The organism is Thermoactinomyces daqus, assembly GCF_000763315.1.
Taxonomy (GTDB): Bacteria; Bacillota; Bacilli; order Thermoactinomycetales; family Thermoactinomycetaceae; genus Thermoactinomyces_A; species Thermoactinomyces_A daqus.
In genome coordinates, this window is record NZ_JPST01000013.1 from 32,102 (window position 1) to 51,034 (window position 18,933).

General features: G+C 51.9%; 18 protein-coding genes. 16 read left to right on the forward strand and 2 right to left on the reverse strand.

Annotated elements, in window-relative coordinates:
• Positions 1 to 8: 8 nt before the first annotated feature.
• The 3 genes from cysK to fabV are packed head-to-tail and all read left to right on the forward strand — an operon-like array spanning position 9 to position 3,279.
• Entirely contained in the window at positions 9 to 953 is a 945-nt protein-coding gene (gene cysK / locus JG50_RS0106065; protein ID WP_033100300.1) for a cysteine synthase A, read from the forward strand.
• Positions 953 to 2,059 (forward strand): class I SAM-dependent methyltransferase, encoded by a 1,107-nt coding sequence (locus tag JG50_RS0106070; protein WP_033100223.1) that lies wholly within the window; start codon positions 953 to 955, stop codon positions 2,057 to 2,059. The genes cysK and JG50_RS0106070 overlap by 1 nt, the downstream gene beginning before the upstream one ends.
• A gap of 23 nt (positions 2,060 to 2,082) precedes the next feature.
• Positions 2,083 to 3,279, forward strand: a complete 1,197-nt coding sequence (fabV, locus tag JG50_RS0106075) for an enoyl-ACP reductase FabV (protein ID WP_033100224.1) — start codon at positions 2,083 to 2,085, stop codon at positions 3,277 to 3,279.
• A gap of 181 nt (positions 3,280 to 3,460) precedes the next feature.
• Here the strand turns inward: fabV and JG50_RS0106080 are convergent, their stop codons facing one another.
• Positions 3,461 to 3,688: a DUF2626 family protein gene (locus JG50_RS0106080; protein ID WP_033100225.1), complete on the reverse strand. Its 228-nt coding sequence runs from the start codon at positions 3,686 to 3,688 to the stop codon at positions 3,461 to 3,463.
• A 116-nt stretch (positions 3,689 to 3,804) separates the two neighbouring features.
• Here JG50_RS0106080 and JG50_RS0106085 point away from each other — a divergent pair, with 116 nt between their 5' ends.
• Positions 3,805 to 4,575, forward strand: a complete 771-nt coding sequence (locus JG50_RS0106085) for an enoyl-CoA hydratase/isomerase family protein (RefSeq protein ID WP_052154057.1) — start codon at positions 3,805 to 3,807, stop codon at positions 4,573 to 4,575.
• A 179-nt stretch (positions 4,576 to 4,754) separates the two neighbouring features.
• Positions 4,755 to 5,366 (forward strand): RsfA family transcriptional regulator, encoded by a 612-nt coding sequence (locus JG50_RS0106090; protein ID WP_033100226.1) that lies wholly within the window; start codon positions 4,755 to 4,757, stop codon positions 5,364 to 5,366.
• Positions 5,367 to 5,420: 54 nt separating this feature from the next.
• On the opposite strand, the gene JG50_RS0106095 is transcribed toward JG50_RS0106090, so the two are convergent.
• Positions 5,421 to 5,894: an N-acetyltransferase gene (locus JG50_RS0106095; protein WP_033100227.1), complete on the reverse strand. Its 474-nt coding sequence runs from the start codon at positions 5,892 to 5,894 to the stop codon at positions 5,421 to 5,423.
• 170 nt (positions 5,895 to 6,064) lie between these two features.
• Between JG50_RS0106095 and JG50_RS0106100 the strand changes: the two genes are divergently transcribed.
• From JG50_RS0106100 to mraZ, 11 genes are all read left to right on the forward strand, one after another.
• Complete coding sequence (locus tag JG50_RS0106100) at positions 6,065 to 7,399, forward strand: acetyl-CoA carboxylase biotin carboxylase subunit (RefSeq protein ID WP_033100302.1); 1,335 nt, start codon at positions 6,065 to 6,067, stop codon at positions 7,397 to 7,399.
• A 10-nt stretch (positions 7,400 to 7,409) separates the two neighbouring features.
• A complete protein-coding gene (locus JG50_RS0106105; RefSeq protein WP_033100228.1) occupies positions 7,410 to 7,631 on the forward strand; it encodes an acetyl-CoA carboxylase biotin carboxyl carrier protein subunit in 222 nt (73 codons plus the stop codon).
• Between the two features lie 12 nt (positions 7,632 to 7,643).
• Entirely contained in the window at positions 7,644 to 8,546 is a 903-nt protein-coding gene (locus JG50_RS0106110; RefSeq protein WP_033100229.1) for a hydroxymethylglutaryl-CoA lyase, read from the forward strand.
• 10 nt (positions 8,547 to 8,556) lie between these two features.
• Positions 8,557 to 9,333 (forward strand): enoyl-CoA hydratase-related protein, encoded by a 777-nt coding sequence (locus JG50_RS0106115; RefSeq protein WP_033100230.1) that lies wholly within the window; start codon positions 8,557 to 8,559, stop codon positions 9,331 to 9,333.
• A gap of 19 nt (positions 9,334 to 9,352) precedes the next feature.
• Positions 9,353 to 10,888, forward strand: a complete 1,536-nt coding sequence (locus JG50_RS0106120; RefSeq protein WP_033100231.1) for an acyl-CoA carboxylase subunit beta — start codon at positions 9,353 to 9,355, stop codon at positions 10,886 to 10,888.
• Positions 10,889 to 11,052: 164 nt separating this feature from the next.
• Positions 11,053 to 12,552 carry a xylulokinase gene (gene xylB, locus JG50_RS0106125; RefSeq protein WP_033100232.1) on the forward strand — a complete coding sequence of 500 codons (1,500 nt, stop codon included), beginning with the start codon at positions 11,053 to 11,055 and terminating at the stop codon, positions 12,550 to 12,552.
• Between the two features lie 360 nt (positions 12,553 to 12,912).
• Entirely contained in the window at positions 12,913 to 13,848 is a 936-nt protein-coding gene (locus JG50_RS18720) for a ketopantoate reductase family protein (protein ID WP_052154058.1), read from the forward strand.
• Between the two features lie 90 nt (positions 13,849 to 13,938).
• Positions 13,939 to 15,321, forward strand: a complete 1,383-nt coding sequence (locus JG50_RS0106135) for an MFS transporter (protein WP_033100233.1) — start codon at positions 13,939 to 13,941, stop codon at positions 15,319 to 15,321.
• A 78-nt stretch (positions 15,322 to 15,399) separates the two neighbouring features.
• Positions 15,400 to 17,046: a bacillithiol biosynthesis cysteine-adding enzyme BshC gene (gene bshC / locus JG50_RS0106140; protein WP_052154059.1), complete on the forward strand. Its 1,647-nt coding sequence runs from the start codon at positions 15,400 to 15,402 to the stop codon at positions 17,044 to 17,046.
• Positions 17,047 to 17,091: 45 nt separating this feature from the next.
• Positions 17,092 to 18,351 carry an adenosylhomocysteinase gene (locus JG50_RS0106145; protein WP_033100234.1) on the forward strand — a complete coding sequence of 420 codons (1,260 nt, stop codon included), beginning with the start codon at positions 17,092 to 17,094 and terminating at the stop codon, positions 18,349 to 18,351.
• A 140-nt stretch (positions 18,352 to 18,491) separates the two neighbouring features.
• The gene (gene mraZ / locus JG50_RS0106150) at positions 18,492 to 18,923 is read left to right on the forward strand and encodes a division/cell wall cluster transcriptional repressor MraZ (RefSeq protein ID WP_033100235.1); all 432 of its coding nucleotides are present in this window, start codon (positions 18,492 to 18,494) and stop codon (positions 18,921 to 18,923) included.
• The last annotated feature ends 10 nt before the right edge of the window (positions 18,924 to 18,933 follow it).

The following is an 18,933-nucleotide window of genomic DNA, read 5'->3' on the forward strand; positions in this document are numbered from 1 at the left end:
GCAAAACCATGCCTTTTGCCCGGACGGCCGATCAGGTTCTGGACTTGATCGGCGCTACTCCGGTCGTTCGCTTAAACCGGCTGGTGAAGCCCGACTGGGCAGAAGTCTATGTGAAGTTGGAAAAATTTAATCCCGGCGGCAGTGTGAAGGACCGCACGGCATACAATATGATTCGTGCCGCCGAAGAGAGCGGCCGGCTCAAGCCGGGGGCGACGATCGTGGAACCGACGAGCGGAAATACGGGGATCGGACTGGCATTGGTCGGGGCGGCCCGCGGTTACCGGACGATTCTGGTCATGCCGGATACGATGAGCAGTGAGCGGATCGGTCTGTTAAAGGGATATGGGGCCGAAGTGGTTTTAACCCCCGGACATTTAAGGATGCCCGGCGCGATTCGCAAGGCAGAAGAGCTGGCCAAAGAAATTCCCAATTCCTTTTTGCCTTACCAGTTCCAAAATGAAGCCAACCCGGAAGTGCATCGCCTGACGACCGGACCGGAGATTTGGGAGCAGATGGAGGGACGGCTCGATGCGTTTGTCGCAACGGCCGGAACCGGCGGAACGATTACCGGGACAGGGGAATATCTGAAGCAAAAACTGCCGAATTTGTTCATCGGCGTGGTCGAACCGAAAAACTCTCCCGTACTGGCGGGTGGTGAACCAGGACCGCACCAAATTCCCGGAACGAGTCCCGGTTTTATTCCACCGGTTTTAAATCAGGATATCTATGATGAAATCTTTCATGTTTCCGATGAAGAAGCCATCGAAACCACACGCAATCTGGCCCGCAAAGAAGCCATTTTGGTGGGCCCGTCTTCCGGTGCTTCGGTTTGGGCGGCACTCAAAGTGGCAGAACGCCTGGGGAAAGGAAAACGCGTACTCTGCATGGCGCCGGATACCGGTGAGCGTTATCTGAGCACTTCCGTCTTCGACTTTTCGGAACAGGAGTCATGATGGAAAATCCGCTTTTGGCAGAAATCCTCAAACAGATTGAAGAGAGCCCGGAGGGGAGAATTCCGTTTGCGCAATATATGGAGTTGGCCCTCTATCATCCCGAATGGGGTTATTATCAGCGTGATCGAGTAAAACTGGGACGTGAAGGCGATTTTTTTACCAATGCCCATGTGGGAGAGCTGTACGGGCTGGTACTGGGACGGCTTTATGCGAAGTGGATCCGGCGATTCGCTTCGGTTGGCGAATGGGCCGTAGTGGAGATGGGCGCGGGCGATGGCCGTCTGGCCGAACAGGTGGGAAAAGGGCTCTGCGATGCAGGCATTCCGCCGGAACAGATCCGCTTTCATCTGGTGGAAATAAGCCCGTTTCACCGGCAATCAGCCCGTGAACGTCTCGCTGCTTTGCCGGTTTCCTACTGCATTCACAGGCGATTGCCGGAAATTCCGCCCGTAAAAGTGGCTTTTATTTATAGCAATGAACTGGTTGACGCCTTCCCTGTTCATCGGATAAAAAAAGATGGGGGGCTGCTCCTGGAATCATGGGTGTCAAAAGGAGAAGATCGGAAACTGGCGGAAAAGTGGATTCCGCTTGGAACGGATTCCGCGGATCTGTTAAAATTGGGGAGCGATCTTCGCGACGGTGAGATGCTGGAGGTCCCGCTGGCAGCCCGCGGATGGCTGCAGGAAGTGGCCCGCTGGCTGAACGAGGGGATTTTGGTCACAATCGATTACGGTGCGTCCACCCGGGTTCTGAAACAAAAAAAGGGAACGATCCGGGGTTACCGCAAGCATCGGGTGATTCCGGACATCCTGGAAACTCCTGGAGAAATCGATCTTACCTGTGATGTGAACTTTTCCCTGCTGGAGGAATGGGGGGAGTCGGAAGAGTTGATGATGGTCGCCAATCTTACGCAAGCCGAATTCCTGCTCCAAAGCGGGATCGCCGGGTTGTTGCCTGCGGCGGTGCCAACTGACCCTTTCAGCCCGGAGGCCAAACGGGTTCGGGCGATCAAACAACTCATCCATCCCCAGGCGATGGGAGAATCTTTCCGCATTCTGATTCAGTCTAAAGGATTGGAGATCAACCGTGGCCAAAATCTTTTTTAATCACGAGTGAAAGAGGTTGAAAGATGGTTATTAAGCCGAAATTTCGCGGATTTATTTGTACGACTTCGCATCCGGAAGGGTGTGCCAGGCAGGTTGCCAGGCAGATCGAATATACCAAAAGCCAACCGAAAATCAATGGGCCGAAAAAAGTGCTCGTAATCGGTTCTTCCACCGGCTACGGGCTGGCTTCCCGAATTGTGTCCGCTTTCGGGGCGGGTGCCGATACGATCGGCGTTTTCTTTGAACGGCCGAGCTCCGGTAACCGCACCGCGACCGCAGGCTGGTATAACTCCGCCGCATTTGAGAAAGAGGCGGCCAAAGCCGGTTTGTTTGCCAAAAGCATCAATGGCGATGCCTTTTCCAAGGAAATCAAGGAGCAAACGATCGACCTGATCAAAAAAGACTTGGGGCAGGTGGATTTGGTTATTTACAGCCTGGCTGCTCCCAAACGGGTTCATCCGGAAACGGGAGAGGTTTTCTCTTCCGTGATCAAGCCGATCGGGCAATCTTACACCAACAAAACGGTCGATTTTCACAGCGGACAAGTGTCGGAAACCACCATTGAGCCGGCGACTGAAAAAGAGATCCGCCATACCGTTGCCGTCATGGGCGGGGAAGATTGGAAAATGTGGATCGATGCATTGCTGAAAGCCGGCGTACTGGCTGAAGGAGCAACAACGGTCGCCTTCTCTTACATCGGTCCGGAAATCACCTATCCGGTATATCGCGAAGGAACGGTGGGACGGGCAAAAGATGATCTGGAAAAGACGGCGCATGATCTGGATGCCCAACTGAAGCAAATCGGCGGACATGCCTACGTTTCCGTCAACAAGGCCCTTGTCACGCAATCAAGCGCCGCAATTCCCGTTGTACCGCTTTACATATCGCTCCTTTATCAGGTGATGAAAGAAAAAGGCTTGCATGAGGGTTGCATCGAACAAATGTACCGGCTGTTTGCCGATCGTCTTTATGCCGGAGGAGAAGTGCCGGTCGACGGGCAGGGAAGAATTCGCATCGATGATCTGGAAATGAAGGAAGATGTGCAAAAAGAAGTGCTCAACCGATGGGATCGTGTTAATAACGAGACGCTGCGGGAGATTTCCGACATCGAGGGTTACCGCCGGGATTTCTTCCAGTTGTTCGGCTTTGAAACAGAAGGCATCGATTACGAGGCCGATGTCGATCCGGATGTGAAGATTCCAAGCATAGAGGAAAAATAAGGAAATGAAGAGAGCCAGTTTGATTCGACTGGCTCTTTTTTGCAAATGAAAACGGCAGGCAATCGCCGGAACCCGGAGAGAAGAAAATCGGATCAAACCCGGAGGGGCATGAGGGCACTGGCATGGCATCATGGACTTTTACAGAAAAATAGCTCCCGCAGTGAATGGGAGCCGTGAAGCATTAATGCATCATAAATGTCGAATACCATACCATCCCGCAAAAAGAGACAAACATGTACCCGCCGAACAGATACATGTAAGTTTTTTCTGTAAACTTCATGTAGCCAAAAGCAATAAACAGAATCGTTTGCACAATAAAGAGGATGGCGGGAATGTACATTTGCCCTGCCAGGAACATCAGCGAGATGACAAGCGTCCAAAATCCCAGGACCCGAAACATTTGATCCATCTGCCCTACTCCTTTCTATGTATTTCCTTCAAGGCAATCCCATTTCACCGAGATTTCAAAATTATTATACCCTCAGCGGCGATTCGCTATCAAGCAATGCGGAAAGGATGTTCATAATGCAGACACTTGTTGTTCACAAACAGAAGCAAACCGGTTGGATTCGCTTTCATCGGCCTGATGTCCGCAATGCGGTGAACCTTGCCATGATCGGTGAATTGGAAAGCGTTATCAGGGAATGGAAAAACGACCGGAACCTGAAGGCGATCGTATTTTTGGGAGATGAGAGAGCTTTTGTCTCCGGAGGCGATGTGTCCGAGTTTCACCAGTGGACCAAGAAGGAAGAGATTTTTCCCGTCATGCGCCGCATGGGAGCACTGCTGGAAGAGATTGCGCGGCTTGAGCTGGTGACGGTGGCGGCCGTGGAAGGGTTTGCCGTCGGAGGAGGGTGTGAAATTGTGGTCAGCTGTGATTTTTGTCTGGCTTCCCCCAAAGCGAAGTTCGGCATGATTCAGGTGAATCTGGGAATCACGACCGGTTGGGGCGGCGCCGGCCGTTTAATGCGGAAGATCGGTCGAACCCGGGCATTGGACTGCCTGTTAACCGGACGGATCTTAAGCGGAGAGGAAGCGAAGGAATGGGGGATCGTCGATGCGCTGCTGCCGGAGGATGGATTCAGAAGCCATGTGGAAAGCTATGTCGAGAAGTTGACGAAAGCGCCTGTTTCCGTCATTCGGGCGTATAAGCAGGTGGCTGACAAGATAGAGAGAGAACGGGAACAAGGCACATATGAATTGGAGGCAGAGCATTGCGCCGTCTGCTGGGAATCCGATGAACATCGACTGGCGGTAGAATCCTTTCTGAACCGAACCAGAGCAAAAAAAGAATAATCCGTGGCGAAGAAAAACGGCCGGGAAAACCATGTCATCGTGCGTGAAAGGTCAGGTATACTTCCACTTCCAGCTGGTAATAAAAATTAATAGATCCATATACTATGATTTATATCATTTGCATACAGTTAAGTGAAGGAAGTTTTGCGAGTCCTTGCAGGAGGATAGGAGGTACCGTTATGGCTGTAAAGCGCCAAGATGCCTGGACGCCTGAAGATGACATGGTGTTGGCCGAGGTGACCCTCAGGCATATTCGCGAAGGAGGAACACAACTTTCCGCTTTTGAAGAAGTAGCGGAAAAGTTGGGCAGAACTCCGGCTGCCTGTGGTTTTCGTTGGAACAGTACAGTGAGAAAAAAGTATGAGGCTGCAATTCAGATTGCCAAGTCCCAACGGCAAAAAAGATCCCAGGAAAGGGGGCGATCGGCCTCGCTGCGGATGAAAAGCGGTGCGCTTGCCGGGGAGGATCTGGCTTACTCCATTGAAAATATCATTCGCTTCTTAAGGCAGTATAAAAATGAAGTGACCGAACTGAAACGGCAGCAAAAACAATTGGAAAAAGAGCTGGAGGAACGGGAGCGGCAACTGAAAAAACTGGAACAGGAAAACATGGAAATGAAAGACCAGCTCAACCATGTGCAAAGCGATTATCGCCTTGTCAACGATGACTACCGCACCTTGGTACAAATTATGGAGCGGGCCCGTCGCATGGCGTTGCTCGGTGAGGAAAATGATGAAGAAGGGAAGTTCCAATCGGAAGAGAGCGACAATCTGCAGCATGTGGATAAATAGCCGGATAGAGAAAGACCCGCATTAAAAGGCGCATGTGGGTCTTTTTTAATCGGTTTATTCTTTCAGGCCTACCCCGGGCGGAAGCCACACATACGGGCTTTCCCCGCGATCGCGCTCAGGGTTGTAGCGAACGGGTTGGAAACCCATTTTTCTCCAAAATGAATCAGAACGGTTGCGGGCATTGGTTTTAATCGGCAAGAACAAGCTTTTTGCGTAACTGACGAGCGCATGTCCAAGTCCTTGCCCGCGGTATTGCGGCAACACTTCCAGTTTCCAAATTTCATAATAGTCTTGGCTGGGATGAAAATACCAGTCATATTTGGCGCTGACCCGATATAAGCTGATGCGGGCGGCCAGCTGACCGTCGCGGTAAATGCCGTAGAAAGGGGACTGACTGTTATTTTCTACGATGTTGGCTTCCAGATCTTCCAGCATGGAAAGCTCAGGGAGTCCGTATTCGTTGAATTTTTGGAACTCCTCCAAGGTTTTGTAATTGATCTTCAACTGCTCGACTTTCAAGGGTTCCATGCTTTTTCCCCCTTTGATACCAAGAGTTTTACCAGAGTCAACTTTATTTTAGCATAAATGGCCGAATGATTTGGGAAGGACAAAAATTATTTATTGTCGAACATTATGATGAATAGGATTTTATATCTTTATCATTTAACTTTATGCTGGGAATGAGGTGGGCTATGTCAATCCGAAAAGTGTTAGTCGCCAATCGCGGAGAGATCGCCTGTCGGATTATGCGCACATGCCGGGAACGAGGGGTGAAGACCGTCGCGGTTTTCTCCGATGCGGATCGGGATCTGCCCTTTGTGAAGATGGCTGATGAAGCCGTTCCGATCGGCCCGCCGCCGGTCGCACAGAGTTATTTGAAGGTGGAGGCCATTTTGCAGGCGGCAGAAAAGACCGAGGCGGACAGCATTCATCCCGGTTACGGCTTTTTATCGGAAAATGCCTCCTTTGCCGAGCAGGTGCTGAAAGCAGGACTGACCTGGATTGGGCCGAAGCCGTTCACCATTGCGCAGATGGGAGATAAAGTGACGGCCAGACAAACGATGATCGAGGCAGGGGTTCCGGTGGTTCCCGGCAGCGGTGCTTTATCCTCTGCGGAAGAAGCGGTTCGACTGGCGCGGGAATGGGGCTATCCTGTCATGATCAAGGCGAGCGCCGGCGGGGGCGGAATCGGTATGCATGTTTGCCGGGGAGAAGAAGAGCTGCGTTCTGTCTTTTCATCAGTCAAACAAAAGGCGCAGGCTTATTTTGGCGACGGGAAGCTGTTCCTGGAAAAATGGCTTCCGCGGGCCCGCCACGTCGAGGTGCAGATCGCCGCCGATGCGTTTGGCAATATACTCCACCTCTATGAGCGGGAGTGTTCGGTTCAGCGGAGAAACCAGAAAGTGATCGAGGAGAGCCGTTCACCGTCCATCAGGGAGGAAACGAGACAAAAGCTGTACGATGCGGCGATTCGGGCCGCCAAAGCTGTCAACTATCTGGGATTGGGAACGGTTGAATTTATCCTCGATGAGTCCGAGCAGTTTTATTTCCTGGAAATGAACACGCGGTTGCAGGTGGAGCACCCGGTAACGGAAGCGATCACCGGCTTTGACCTGGTCGCTTGGCAGCTCGACGTGGCCGAAGGGAAACCGTTTAAGTTAAAACAGGAGGAGATTCCGCTTCAGGGACATGCGATCGAGTTCCGCCTTTATGCCGAAGACCCCGTGCGCTTTTATCCTTCGCCGGGCAAGCTGAACGCGTTTCAATTTCCCGCAGGGGACGGCATCCGCGTCGATGCGGGGGTGGAAGAAGGGAATACCGTTTCCCCGTTTTATGATCCGATGATTGCCAAATGTATTGTAAGCGGTTGCAACCGGATGGAGGTGCTTCAGCGAAGCCGGTTTACCCTTGAGCGTTTTCGGGTTGAAGGCATCAGAACCAATCTCCCCCTTTTGCTGCGCATTTTGGAGCATCCTGATTTTGTGCGCGGCCATTATCATACTGGATTGATTGCGGATTTAAAAAATGAATGAGGTGAAGAGAATGGCAGAGGTTACTGCGAGCATGGCAGGTACTGTTTTATCCGTGTTGGTGGCACCGGGGGATCGCGTTGAAGCCGGCCAGGATGTAGTGATTTTGGAATCGATGAAAATGGAGGTGCCCGTGCAGGCGGAACAGGGAGGAATCGTGAGCGAAGTCAAGGTGGAAGAGGGTTCTTTTGTCGGAGACGGAGAAGTTCTGCTCGTGCTGAGCGTGGAAAGCTAGAGGTGGCTTTCAATGGAGGTAAAAATTGTTGAAGTCGGCTTGCGTGACGGATTGCAAAATGAAGCGGTGATCTTGCCGACCGATGCGAAAAAAATTCTTGTCAAGAAACTAATTGCCGCAGGGGTGAGGGATATTGAGGTCACCTCGTTTGTTCACCCCAAGTGGGTGCCGCAGCTTGCCGATGCGGAACAACTGGCCAGTGAACTCCCTTCCAATGCGGCTGTTGTCTATCGAGCGCTCGTTCCAAATCGCCAGGGGCTGGCGCGCGCGCTGGAGACAAAAGTGGATGAATTTGCCGTTTTCATGTCAGCCAGCGAGGCACATAACCGCAAAAATATCAACAAGAGCATTGCAGAAACCTACCCGGTTCTGGAAGAAGTGACCAAATTGGCCAAACAACAAGGGAAGAAAGTTCGCGGCTATGTTTCCACCGTGTTTGGATGCCCATATGAAGGAGATGTGGACATATCGCAAGTGGCAAAAATATGCGAACGGTTGTTTGCGATGGGGGTTTATGAAATCTCTCTGGGCGACACGATTGGTGTGGCCACCCCCAATGATGTGAAAAAAGTTCTCAAGGCACTGCTGAGCCAGTTTCCGGCCGAAACGCTCGCCGGCCATTTTCATGATACAAGAGGAACGGGGCTGGTCAATGCCTATGTGGCTCTGGAATTGGGCATCACCACATTGGACACTTCCTTCGGGGGAATGGGGGGCTGCCCTTATGCTCCGGGTGCTGCAGGCAATCTGGCGACCGAAGACTTGGTTTATACATTGGAGCGAATGGGCGTCAAAACAGGCATCGACCTGGAGCGATTGTGTGATGTGAGCCTGACCGCCCAGCGGATTCTTGGGAAAGCGCTTCCTTCCAAGGTGCTGAAAAGCTATGTGGGAAGCAAAAAACGAAAAAGTTAGGAGGAGAAGGATGCCTTCAATTTTGCTTGAGAAGAAAGAGGGCTTGGCCATTGTAACGATCAACCGCCCCGAAGTGCACAACGCCCTGAACCGGCCCGTATTGAGCGAACTGGCGCAGGTGACGGAAGAATTGGCAAACGACCGGCAGACGCGTGTTGTGATCATTACCGGAGCAGGGGAGAAAGCATTTTCTGCGGGAGCGGACTTGAAGGAGCGGCGTACGATGTCGGAGGACGAAGTTCGTCACTTTATCAGGCTGATCCGCGATACATTCACCAAAATTGAGCAAATGCCGAAGCCGGTCATCGCCGCGGTCAACGGAGCCGCTTTCGGCGGGGGAACGGAACTGGCTCTGGCCTGCGACCTTCGTATCGTTGCCGAACATGCCATGCTGGGGTTGACCGAAGTTTCGCTCGGCATCATTCCCGGGGCCGGAGGGACGCAGCGCCTGTCGAGACTCGTGGGAAAAACGAAAGCAAAAGAATGGATCTTCACAGCCAGGAAGGTGACGGCAGCGGAAGCAGAGCGCTGGGGCCTGGCCAATCAGGTAACGCCCCGGGGGAAAACGCTGACAACGGCGATCGAGTGGGCACAAGCGATCAAAGAGAATGCACCGCTGGCCTTGGCTCAGGCCAAATTGGCCATCGACCGTGGTCTGGAGACCGATCTGGAGACGGGTCTTCTGTTGGAAACCAAGGCATACGAGACGCTGATCCCGACAAAAGACCGGCTGGAAGGGTTGGCCGCCTTTAAAGAAAAAAGAAAACCACGCTATACTGGCGAATAGAAGCGGGGAGGGATCCGAAATGAAAGAGACATGGTCCGAGGAATTGAAGGAAAGGATTGAAAAAATTGAGGCCGGCGGTGCTCCGAAATATCATGAAAAACTGAAGCAGCAGAAAAAACTGTTTGTACGGGACCGGCTGCGGTTGCTCTTTGATGATGATGTTCAGCTGGAAGACGGAAAGTTCGCCAACTTCATGGCCGGGGACTTGCCGGCAGACGGAGTGGTGACCGGGATTGGCCGGATTCACGGCCAAACGGTATGCGTGATGGCCAATGATTCAACAGTCAAAGCCGGATCGTGGGGGGCCCGCACAGTCGAGAAAATCATTCGCATCCAGGAAACGGCAGAGAAGTTGCAGGTTCCGATCATTTATCTGGTTGATTCCGCCGGGGCGCGCATCACCGACCAAATTGAAATGTTTCCCGGGCGTAGAGGGGCGGGACGGATTTTTTATAATCAGGTGAAACTTTCGGGCATGGTTCCGCAGGTCTGCGTTTTGTTCGGCCCGTCGGCAGCCGGTGGTGCTTATATTCCCGCCTTTTGCGATATCGTCATCATGGTGGACAAAAATGCCAGCATGTATCTGGGGTCGCCGCGGATGGCGGAAATGGTGATTGGCGAAAAGGTGACATTGGAGCAGATGGGAGGCGCCCGCATGCATTGCTCCGTGAGCGGCTGCGGTGATGTGCTGGCATCGAGCGAAGAAGAGGCGATCGCCGCGGCCAGGCGTTATCTGAGCTATTTTCCGGCCAATTATCTCGGTAAACCGGCGATGGCAGAACCGAAGCAGCCGTCGCCGGAAGCGCGACCCATTGCTGAAATCGTGCCGGATCATCAAAATTCGCCTTTTGATATGCTCGAACTGGTTCACAGCCTGGTGGATGAAGGTACTTTCTTTGAAATCAAAGCTCTGTTCGCCCGTGAACTGATTACCGGCTTCGCCCGCTTGAACGGACGGGTGATCGGGGTGGTGGCCAATCAGTCCAAAGTGAAAGGCGGCGTTTTGTTCGTCGATTCGGCCGACAAGGCTGCCCGCTTTATCACGCTGTGCGATGCCTATCAAATTCCGCTCCTGTTCCTTGCCGATGTACCCGGGTTTATGATCGGAACCCAGGTGGAACGGGCCGGGATTATCCGTCACGGGGCGAAGATGATTGCGGCTATGTCGGAGGCGACGGTTCCCAAAATCTCTGTCATCGTGCGCAAAGCGTACGGAGCGGGTTTGTATGCCATGGCCGGCCCCGCCTTTGAACCGGATGCCTGCCTCGCCCTGCCAACGGCGCAGATTGCCGTGATGGGGCCGGAAGCGGCGGTCAATGCGGTTTACAGCAATAAAATCGCTGAGTTGGAGGAGCCGCAACGAACCCGATTTGTCATGGAGAAACGGGAGGAGTATAAAAAGGATATCGACATCTATCGTTTGGCGAGTGAACTGATCGTCGATGATATCGTTGCTCCCGAGCGGTTGCGGGATGAGCTGATTGCCCGCTTTGCCGCATATGAATCGAAACAGATGACATTCAGCAAACGAAAACATCCTGTCTACCCGGTCTGACAAGAAAAGGAGCCCTGCCCGGCTCCTTATTTTAAAAGGGGCATGTCCATCCGTTTCCTTCCCTTCCGCCGGGCGAAGATGTACCCATGGGGCGGACATAAATGCCGGAGTCGGGAAAGGGGCGATTTTTTTGTGGGAAACATGCTGGAGCAAGAGGTGAAAAGATGAAATATGTAATCGGGATCGATCTGGGAACCAGCAGTGTCAAAACGATTTTGGTCAATCAAAGGGGAGAGGTTTGCGCGGAGGTTTCCAAGAATTATCCGCTGATTCAGATGAAATCCGGCTACAGCGAGCAGGATCCGGAGGAATGGGTCGGGCAAACGGTATCGGCCTTGTCCGAGCTGCTTTCCCTTTCCCGCGTCAACCCCGCAGATATTGAAGGAATCAGCTATTCCGGGCAGATGCACGGGTTAGTGCTGTTGGATGATCACCATCAGGTGTTGCGTCCGGCAATTCTTTGGAATGACACGAGAACCACTGCGCAGTGTACAGCAATTGCCGAGGCATTGGGAGAGGATTTGCTGCGGATCACAAAGAACCGCCCGTTGGAGGGATTTACACTGCCCAAAATTTTATGGGTAAAGGAGCATGAACCGGAAATTTTCAAGAAGGCCCGGGTATTTCTTTTGCCCAAGGATTATTTGCGGTTCAGGATGACCGGAGTGATCTGCAGCGATTTTTCGGATGCGGCCGGGACGTTGCTTTTGGATGTGGCGGAAAGGAAATGGAGTGCGGAGATTTGCCGCCAGTTGGGAATTCCGCCGGAGATTTGTCCTCCTCTTGTGGAGTCCCACGAATTTGTCGGCACCTTGCTTCCTGAGATTGCGCAGCTGACCGGGTTGCGGAGGGGGACAAACGTTTTTGCCGGCGGGGCGGATAATGCTTGCGGGGCAGTCGGGGCCGGAATTTTATCGCCAGGAATCACGCTGTGCAGTATCGGAACATCCGGCGTCATTCTGTCCCATGAAGATCAGAAGGAGCGGGATTTCAAAGGAAAAGTGCACTTTTTTAACCATGCCAAAGCCGGTTCCTTCTATGCTATGGGCGTTACCCTTTCCGCCGGTTACAGCCTGAGCTGGTTTAAAGAGACTTTTTTCCAAAATGAAACGTTTGAAGGATTGTTGCAAGGTGTTAACGAGGTTCCGCCCGGTTCCGGCGGGCTGCTCTTCGCTCCTTATCTGTTTGGAGAGCGAACACCGCACGCCGACTCGGCGATCCGGGGCAGTTTCATCGGAGTTGATGCGGCTCATCGCAAAGAGAATTTTGTGAGGGCTGTTATGGAGGGGATCACGTTTTCGCTACATGAGACGATCCGGATTTTCCGAAGTGAAGGAAAAGCGATTGACCGGATCATCTCGATCGGCGGAGGAGCCAAAAACCAATGCTGGCTGCAAATGCAGGCGGATATTTTTGGCGCCGAGGTGATCAAACTGGAAAGCGAGCAGGGACCTGCTTTGGGTGCAGCTATGCTGGCGGCATTCGGTTGCGGCTGGTTTGCATCGCTCGAGGAATGTGCAGAACAGTTTATCCGCCCGTCTTCGGCGTTTTATCCGCAATCGGAGGCAGTGAAGAAATACCAGGCGCTCTTTGAGATTTATCAGGAAATTTATGCGAAAACCAAAGGGATCTGCCATGCCATGCAGTCTCTGAAAATGTGGTAAAAAGGAAAGCGTGGAAACGATCTTCCGCAGATAATCTTTGGTTGAGCCGATTTGCCTGTGCCTGTTGAAGAGAGGGAACAGTAAAGACTAATGACGGTTTGGGGATGCGATTTGACAGTAAATGCCCTTTGCTCCATATACGGCAAAGGGCTTCAGCTAGTTGACCACTTCCGGCAGTCGTTTAAGTAATTGGCATGTTTTCTTAACGGACGGATCAGCGTTTTCCTCCGGATTTTACTTGCATCCGGGGGTTGTCAGGTTTGACATGAATATATCTGTGCCTGTAAGGCTACTTTTGTTATACTCAAATGGAAGAAACGAGAAATCTGCCTTGGGCAAAAGAAATGGAGCGTGAATAAAATGCGGGTGGCTATTCTGGGGTCCGGTTCACTGGGACTGCTGTGGGGAGCGCGAATGCAGCCGCTTTTCGGGGAAAATCTGCTTCTGTTGACTAGAACAAAGGATCAGGCAGAATTGCTGAATCGCGAAGGAATCCGCTTTATCGGCCAGGGCGGAGAAACGGAACAACGTGCTTGTCATGCCGTATGCAGTGATGAGATGCCTGAAGGGAAGATCGACCTGTTGCTTGTCATGGTCAAACAAACGCATTTGTCGGCCGTTCTTCCTGTGATTCAAAAAGGAACTCACCCGGAATCGCAAATTATTTTTTGGCAAAACGGATTAGGGCATCAGGAGAACATTGCCCGACTGACAGATCGCCCTTGGACTTATCTGTCGGTGACCACCGAGGGGGCATTGAGGGAAGGAGACAACGTGATTCGCGGAACGGGAAGGGGAGAGACGTCCATCGGTTTATATCCCCCGTCAGAGGAAAAACCTCACCCTCTGCTTTTGCGCTGGATAAACATATTGAAGGAGCAAGCTGGGTGCAACATCCTATATGATCGGCAAATATTGCATAAGATATGGGGAAAGCTGGCTGTCAATTGTGTGATCAATCCACTGACGGCGCTTTACGGGGTGAAAAACGGAGCACTCCTCTCACCCGAGTATCAAGCGGAGTGGAAAGAGATTTTACATGAAGTGGTTTTGGTGGCGAACCGGGAGGGAATTCCCTTATCCTATGCGGATCTGGACGAGAAGGTGAAAAGCGTCTGCAAACAAACGGCAGGAAACTTTTCGTCAATGCTGCAGGATGTCATGAGGGGGAATAAGACGGAGGTCGATTTTATCAATGGGGCGATTGTACGGCTTGGCCGGAAACACCGGATCGATACACCGGTCAATTTGCGTCTTGTGAATCTGATCCATGAAAAGGAAGAACAAATGTTATAATAAGAAAGGTTGAGCAGCGAAAAGCAATCAAACTGTTATCCGTACATGAAGCCGGGCTTTCGGTTTGCCATTGATCGTGGAGGGGGTATTTTGGCGCGTTCAAAGCGGTTTTTTTCATTTGAAACGTTTGTCCTGGCAATTATATTGGGTACGGTGGATGCCATTTTGGTCACACCGGTTTTGCCATTTATCATGAAGGAGTACGGATTGCCCATCCATTGGACGATATGGGTGATCTCCCTATATATGGCTTTTTTCTCTTTTTCGCTTCCAGTCATGGACAGCTGGGCGGTGAATACCAGCCGCACAAAGGTGTTTATTCTCTCGGTCGCTTTTCTGGCGTTTGGGTCACTGACAGCGATTCTGGCGAAAAAATGGGTTTGGTTTATGTGGGGAAGGGTAATTCAGTCTGTCGGGGCCAGCGGGCTGGTTCCATGCGTTTCCGTCTATGCCCGCCGTTTTTTGAACCGCCCCGGCAAATGGGGGAAGCGGGTCATCCTGTTCGGACTGGGATTCGGGTTTATTCTCATGCCTTTGCTTTCCGTTTCCTTCGCGCATGAACTGGGATGGCGTTCAGTCTTTTTTGTCCACCTGCTTTTACTCCTGTTGCTCCTCCTGATTGTCAGGCGATGGAGCCTGCCCGATCAACCGGGGCGGGTAAAAGGAGCTTCGGGTGAGTCGATTCTTTTCTTCGGACTGACGATCCTGTTTTTGATGACGGCGGTGTCCAGTACCGATTTTTTGGAAGGCCTGCCCGCTTTTTTCGACCGGGATGTTCTTCCCTTATGGATTGTGGCCATCGGCATGGTTGTCCCTCTGTTTATGGTGGAACGCCAGGAGAGACAGCCTTTTTTTGACCCCCACCTGTTTGCCCACTGGCGGCTCTGGCTGTTATATTTACAAGTGGCGCTGTGCGGCTTTGCCTGGGTGGCCCTGCTTTTGGTGCCGGTATGGCTGGTTCGGGTGACCCGGTCGAATGATTTCGGCATCGGGGCACTGCTCTCTTTCATCCTGTTCTGTGTATTGTTTTCGCTGCCGCTGATACACGGTCTGACCCGCAAATGGAATTTAAGGCGAACCATGTCGCTCGGATTCAGTCTGGCGGCGGTTTCCTATCTCGTTCTGGCTTTCGGAAATCACGGGATTTGGTTCTTTTCCGCCTTGGTTATGCTGGGATTCAGTTTCAGCTTTTCATTGGTTGCCCCTGTACACCAGTTTTTATTTTCCTGGGTGTCGCCGAGGCAGATTCGGAATGGATTAACGGCTTTGGGGATGTTTCGCACGGCGGGCGGGGCCATCGGCTTGACGGCGCTGGCGAGGCTGATCAGCTCATTTAGTATCAGGTCGGCGGTTTTGACCGATCCGTTGAAGAGAGCGGCCGAGAGCAATATGCTTTTGTTTGCTGCGGGCGTGTCGTTGCTGGGGCTGGTTGTCAGTTTGTTGTTGCCTTTAAATAGACAGAAAGAGGTATAAGTCATTTCAGCTGATCATTTTGTTCATGATATACTATAAATGTAGGTTTTTAAGCTTATTTTGAAGAAGGAGTTCCATATGAAGCTGGAAACCATTAACGTTCAAGAAGGAACGGGTTTATTTCATTCTTATCTTGAAAATGAGGCATTTGTTCGTTCCTTTTATGCATATACACCCTGGGAGAAGGAAAGCATCAGCAAACGCGTTTCCTACCTGGATCAAATGCGGCCTGGGCTGGCTGCACCGCGCCTCAGATTAGTTGAGGCGCTTCAATCTTATCTGGAACCGGAGCTGTCTCATCCGGCGGTTATCCGCAATCTGGAACGGTTGAAAAATCCGGACAGCTTGGTTGTGATCGGCGGTCAGCAAGCCGGTCTGTTAAGCGGTCCCCTTTATACGATCCACAAGGCGATCACCGTTATCCAATGGGCCCGGCGGGCTGAGGAAATGCTGAACCGCCCGGTGATCCCTGTCTTTTGGATTGCCGGCGAAGATCATGATTTTGAGGAGGTCAATCATATTTGGATTGATCACCCGGAGAACAAATCGCGCAAAGTGAAACTGGAAGTTAAAGGGAAAACGAAACAGCCGGTCTCTGCTTACGTTCTCACCCCGGAGGAAACCCATTCCTGGCTGGAGTCGCTCGCACGTCTGCTGCCTGATCATGAGCATAAAAAAGAGTGGCTTGACAGAATGAAGCAATTGATTGGGGAGCCGCTTTCGTGGACCCGTTTTTTTGCGAGAGTGATGCACGATTTCTTCGGAAAATGGGGGCTTGTGCTCATCGACTCGGCGGACCCGGGGCTGAGGAAACTTGAAAGCCCCTTTTTCAGGGAATTGATTATGAAAAGCCCCCGGCTGCTGCAACACGTTGCCGAAAAAACGATCATGCTGGAGCAGTGGGGATTCCCGGCTCCGGTCGAGCTGAAGGACAATCAAGCCAACCTTTTCATCCTGATTGACGGCGAACGCTATCCGTTGTACCGGGAAGGGGAGGTCTGGCAGGCAGGAGAAACGGGTCACCGCTTTACGGAAGCAGAATTGCTCCATCTGGCGGAAACGGCCCCTGAACGATTCAGCAACAATGTGATCACAAGGCCGTTAATGCAAGAGTATCTGTTCCCGGTTCTCTTTTTTGTCGGAGGGCCCGGTGAAATTGCCTATTGGGGAATACTGCGGGAAGCTTTTCGCGAAATGGGGCTGGAGATGCCCATTGTGCTGCCGCGTGAACAGTTGACGTTAATCGACCGGCTGGCGGAAAAGCGAATCAATGATTTTTCCCTGTCTTGGATGGATGTTTTCAGCCGTCTCGAAGAAAAGAGGGCCCAATGGCTGGAAGAAAGAAAGCCTCCGGAGCTGGAAAGCCGGTTTTTGCATGCCAAAGAGTCCATTCAGGCTCTCCACCGCCGGCTGACCGATGAACTGGCTGGGGAAATCGGCATGAATATGCGGGAGATGGGCCGTAAAAACGAGGAGAAGGTTTTGGCGCAGATAGACTATTTCTACCGCTTTGCCAAAAAAGCGATCGAAACGAAGCACGGGGCAGGCTTACGTCAATGGGATGAGCTGATTGCCTCGGTCAGGCCGGACAGGAAACCGCAAGAGCGGGTCTATAATGTGATTCAGTATTGGAACTTATACGGGATCAACTGGATCGATGAATTGGTGGAAACATCTTTCGTTGACATTGATCGAGCTTTGCGGCATCATTTTGTTATCTTGTAAAATCGCCGTTTCAGTTTTGTTATCTCATACATAAGGGGGATTATGATGAATCCTGTGGAAAAAAGCATAGTTCGCGATCTCAATCTGGCTCCGAATGGCCGCCTGAAAATGGACTGGGCCCGTGAGCACATGCCGGTCTTGAATCGGCTGCGTGAACGGTTGTCGGCAGAAAGACCGCTCGCCGGGCAAAAAGTGGCGATCTCGCTTCATCTGGAAGCAAAAACAGCTTGCCTGGCGGAACTGATTCGCGATGCAGGCGCCGATGTTGCTATTACGGGGAGCAATCCGCTGTCCACACAGGATGACATCGCTGCTGCTCTCGCTGTATCGGGGATTACCGTCTTTGCCAAATATAATCCGAGCCCGGAAGAATACAAGGATCACCTGATCAAAACATTGGAAACGAAACCGGATCTGATTATTGACGATGGCGGGGATCTTGTCAGCATTCTGCACTCGGAACGTCCCGATCTCCTGGAAAACGTCAAAGGAGGATGTGAAGAGACGACCACCGGAATCCTGCGCCTCCGTTCGCTGGAAAAAACGGATGAGCTGCGATTCCCGATGGTGGCCGTGAACGACGCATACTCCAAATTTTTGTTTGATAACCGTTACGGTACCGGGCAGTCTGTCTGGGATGGGATCAATCGCACCACCAACCTGGTCGTTGCCGGCAAAACAGTGGTTGTCGTCGGCTATGGCTGGTGCGGACGCGGTGTGGCAATGCGTGCGAAGGGGCTTGGCGCGCAGGTGATCGTCACTGAAGTGGATGCGATTAAGGCGACGGAAGCCCATATGGACGGCTTTATTGTGATGCCGATGGCAGAAGCGGCGAAGTTCGGGGATTATTTCGTCACCACCACCGGGAACAAAGGAGTGATCAGCGCTGATCATTTCCACGTGATGAAGCCAGGTGCGATTTTGGCCAATGCCGGTCATTTCAATGTGGAAATCGATGTGGCGGCATTGGAACAAATGGCGGTCAGCAAACGGGTGGTGCGGAAAGATATCGAGGAGTTTTTGCTGCCTGACGGGCGCAAGTTGTATCTCCTGGCCGAAGGGCGTCTTGTCAACCTGGCGGCGGGCGACGGTCATCCGGCGGAAATTATGGATATGACTTTTGCCCTGCAAGCCCTTTGCCTGTTGTATGTGCATGAAAACCATGACAAAATCGGGCGCAAAGTGATTGATGTTCCTTACCAGATTGATGAACAGGTGGCCCGGTATTTCCTGGAGGCCAATGGAATCCGAATCGACCGTCTCACCGAAGAGCAAGAGAAATATTTGGCCAGCTGGCAGTTATAATTTATCCAAAAAATGGCAATAAACTTCTGGAATCCTGCACGCGGGTGCAGGATTTTTTAATGGGCGTGTGGTATAATTAGCAATGTGGTGGGAAGTGGAGGGAAGTGGTGAAAAGGGGGAGCGAGGGGAGGCAAACTGGCATGTTCATGGGTGAATATCGACACAACATCGACGATAAAGGCCGATTGATCGTGCCTGCCAAATTTCGCGATGGATTGGGCGAAACCTTTGTGATCACCCGTGGACTGGATCAGTGCCTATTTGCATACCCCGGCTCAGAGTGGACACAATTAGAGCAGAAACTTAAATCACTTCCATTCACGAAAGCTGACGCACGCAAGTTTACCCGTTTCTTTTTCTCTGGAGCATGCGAAGTCGAGCAGGATAAGCAGGGAAGGATCAATATTCCCGGACATCTGCGAGACTACGCCAAGCTTAAAAAGGAATGCGTGATTATCGGGGTTTCCACCCGTGTGGAAATCTGGTGCAAAGAGCTGTGGGAGGACTATTACAGCAGCTCGGAAGAGTCTTTTAATGAAATTGCGGAAAGCATCGTGGATTTGGATTTGTAAATGAAGGATG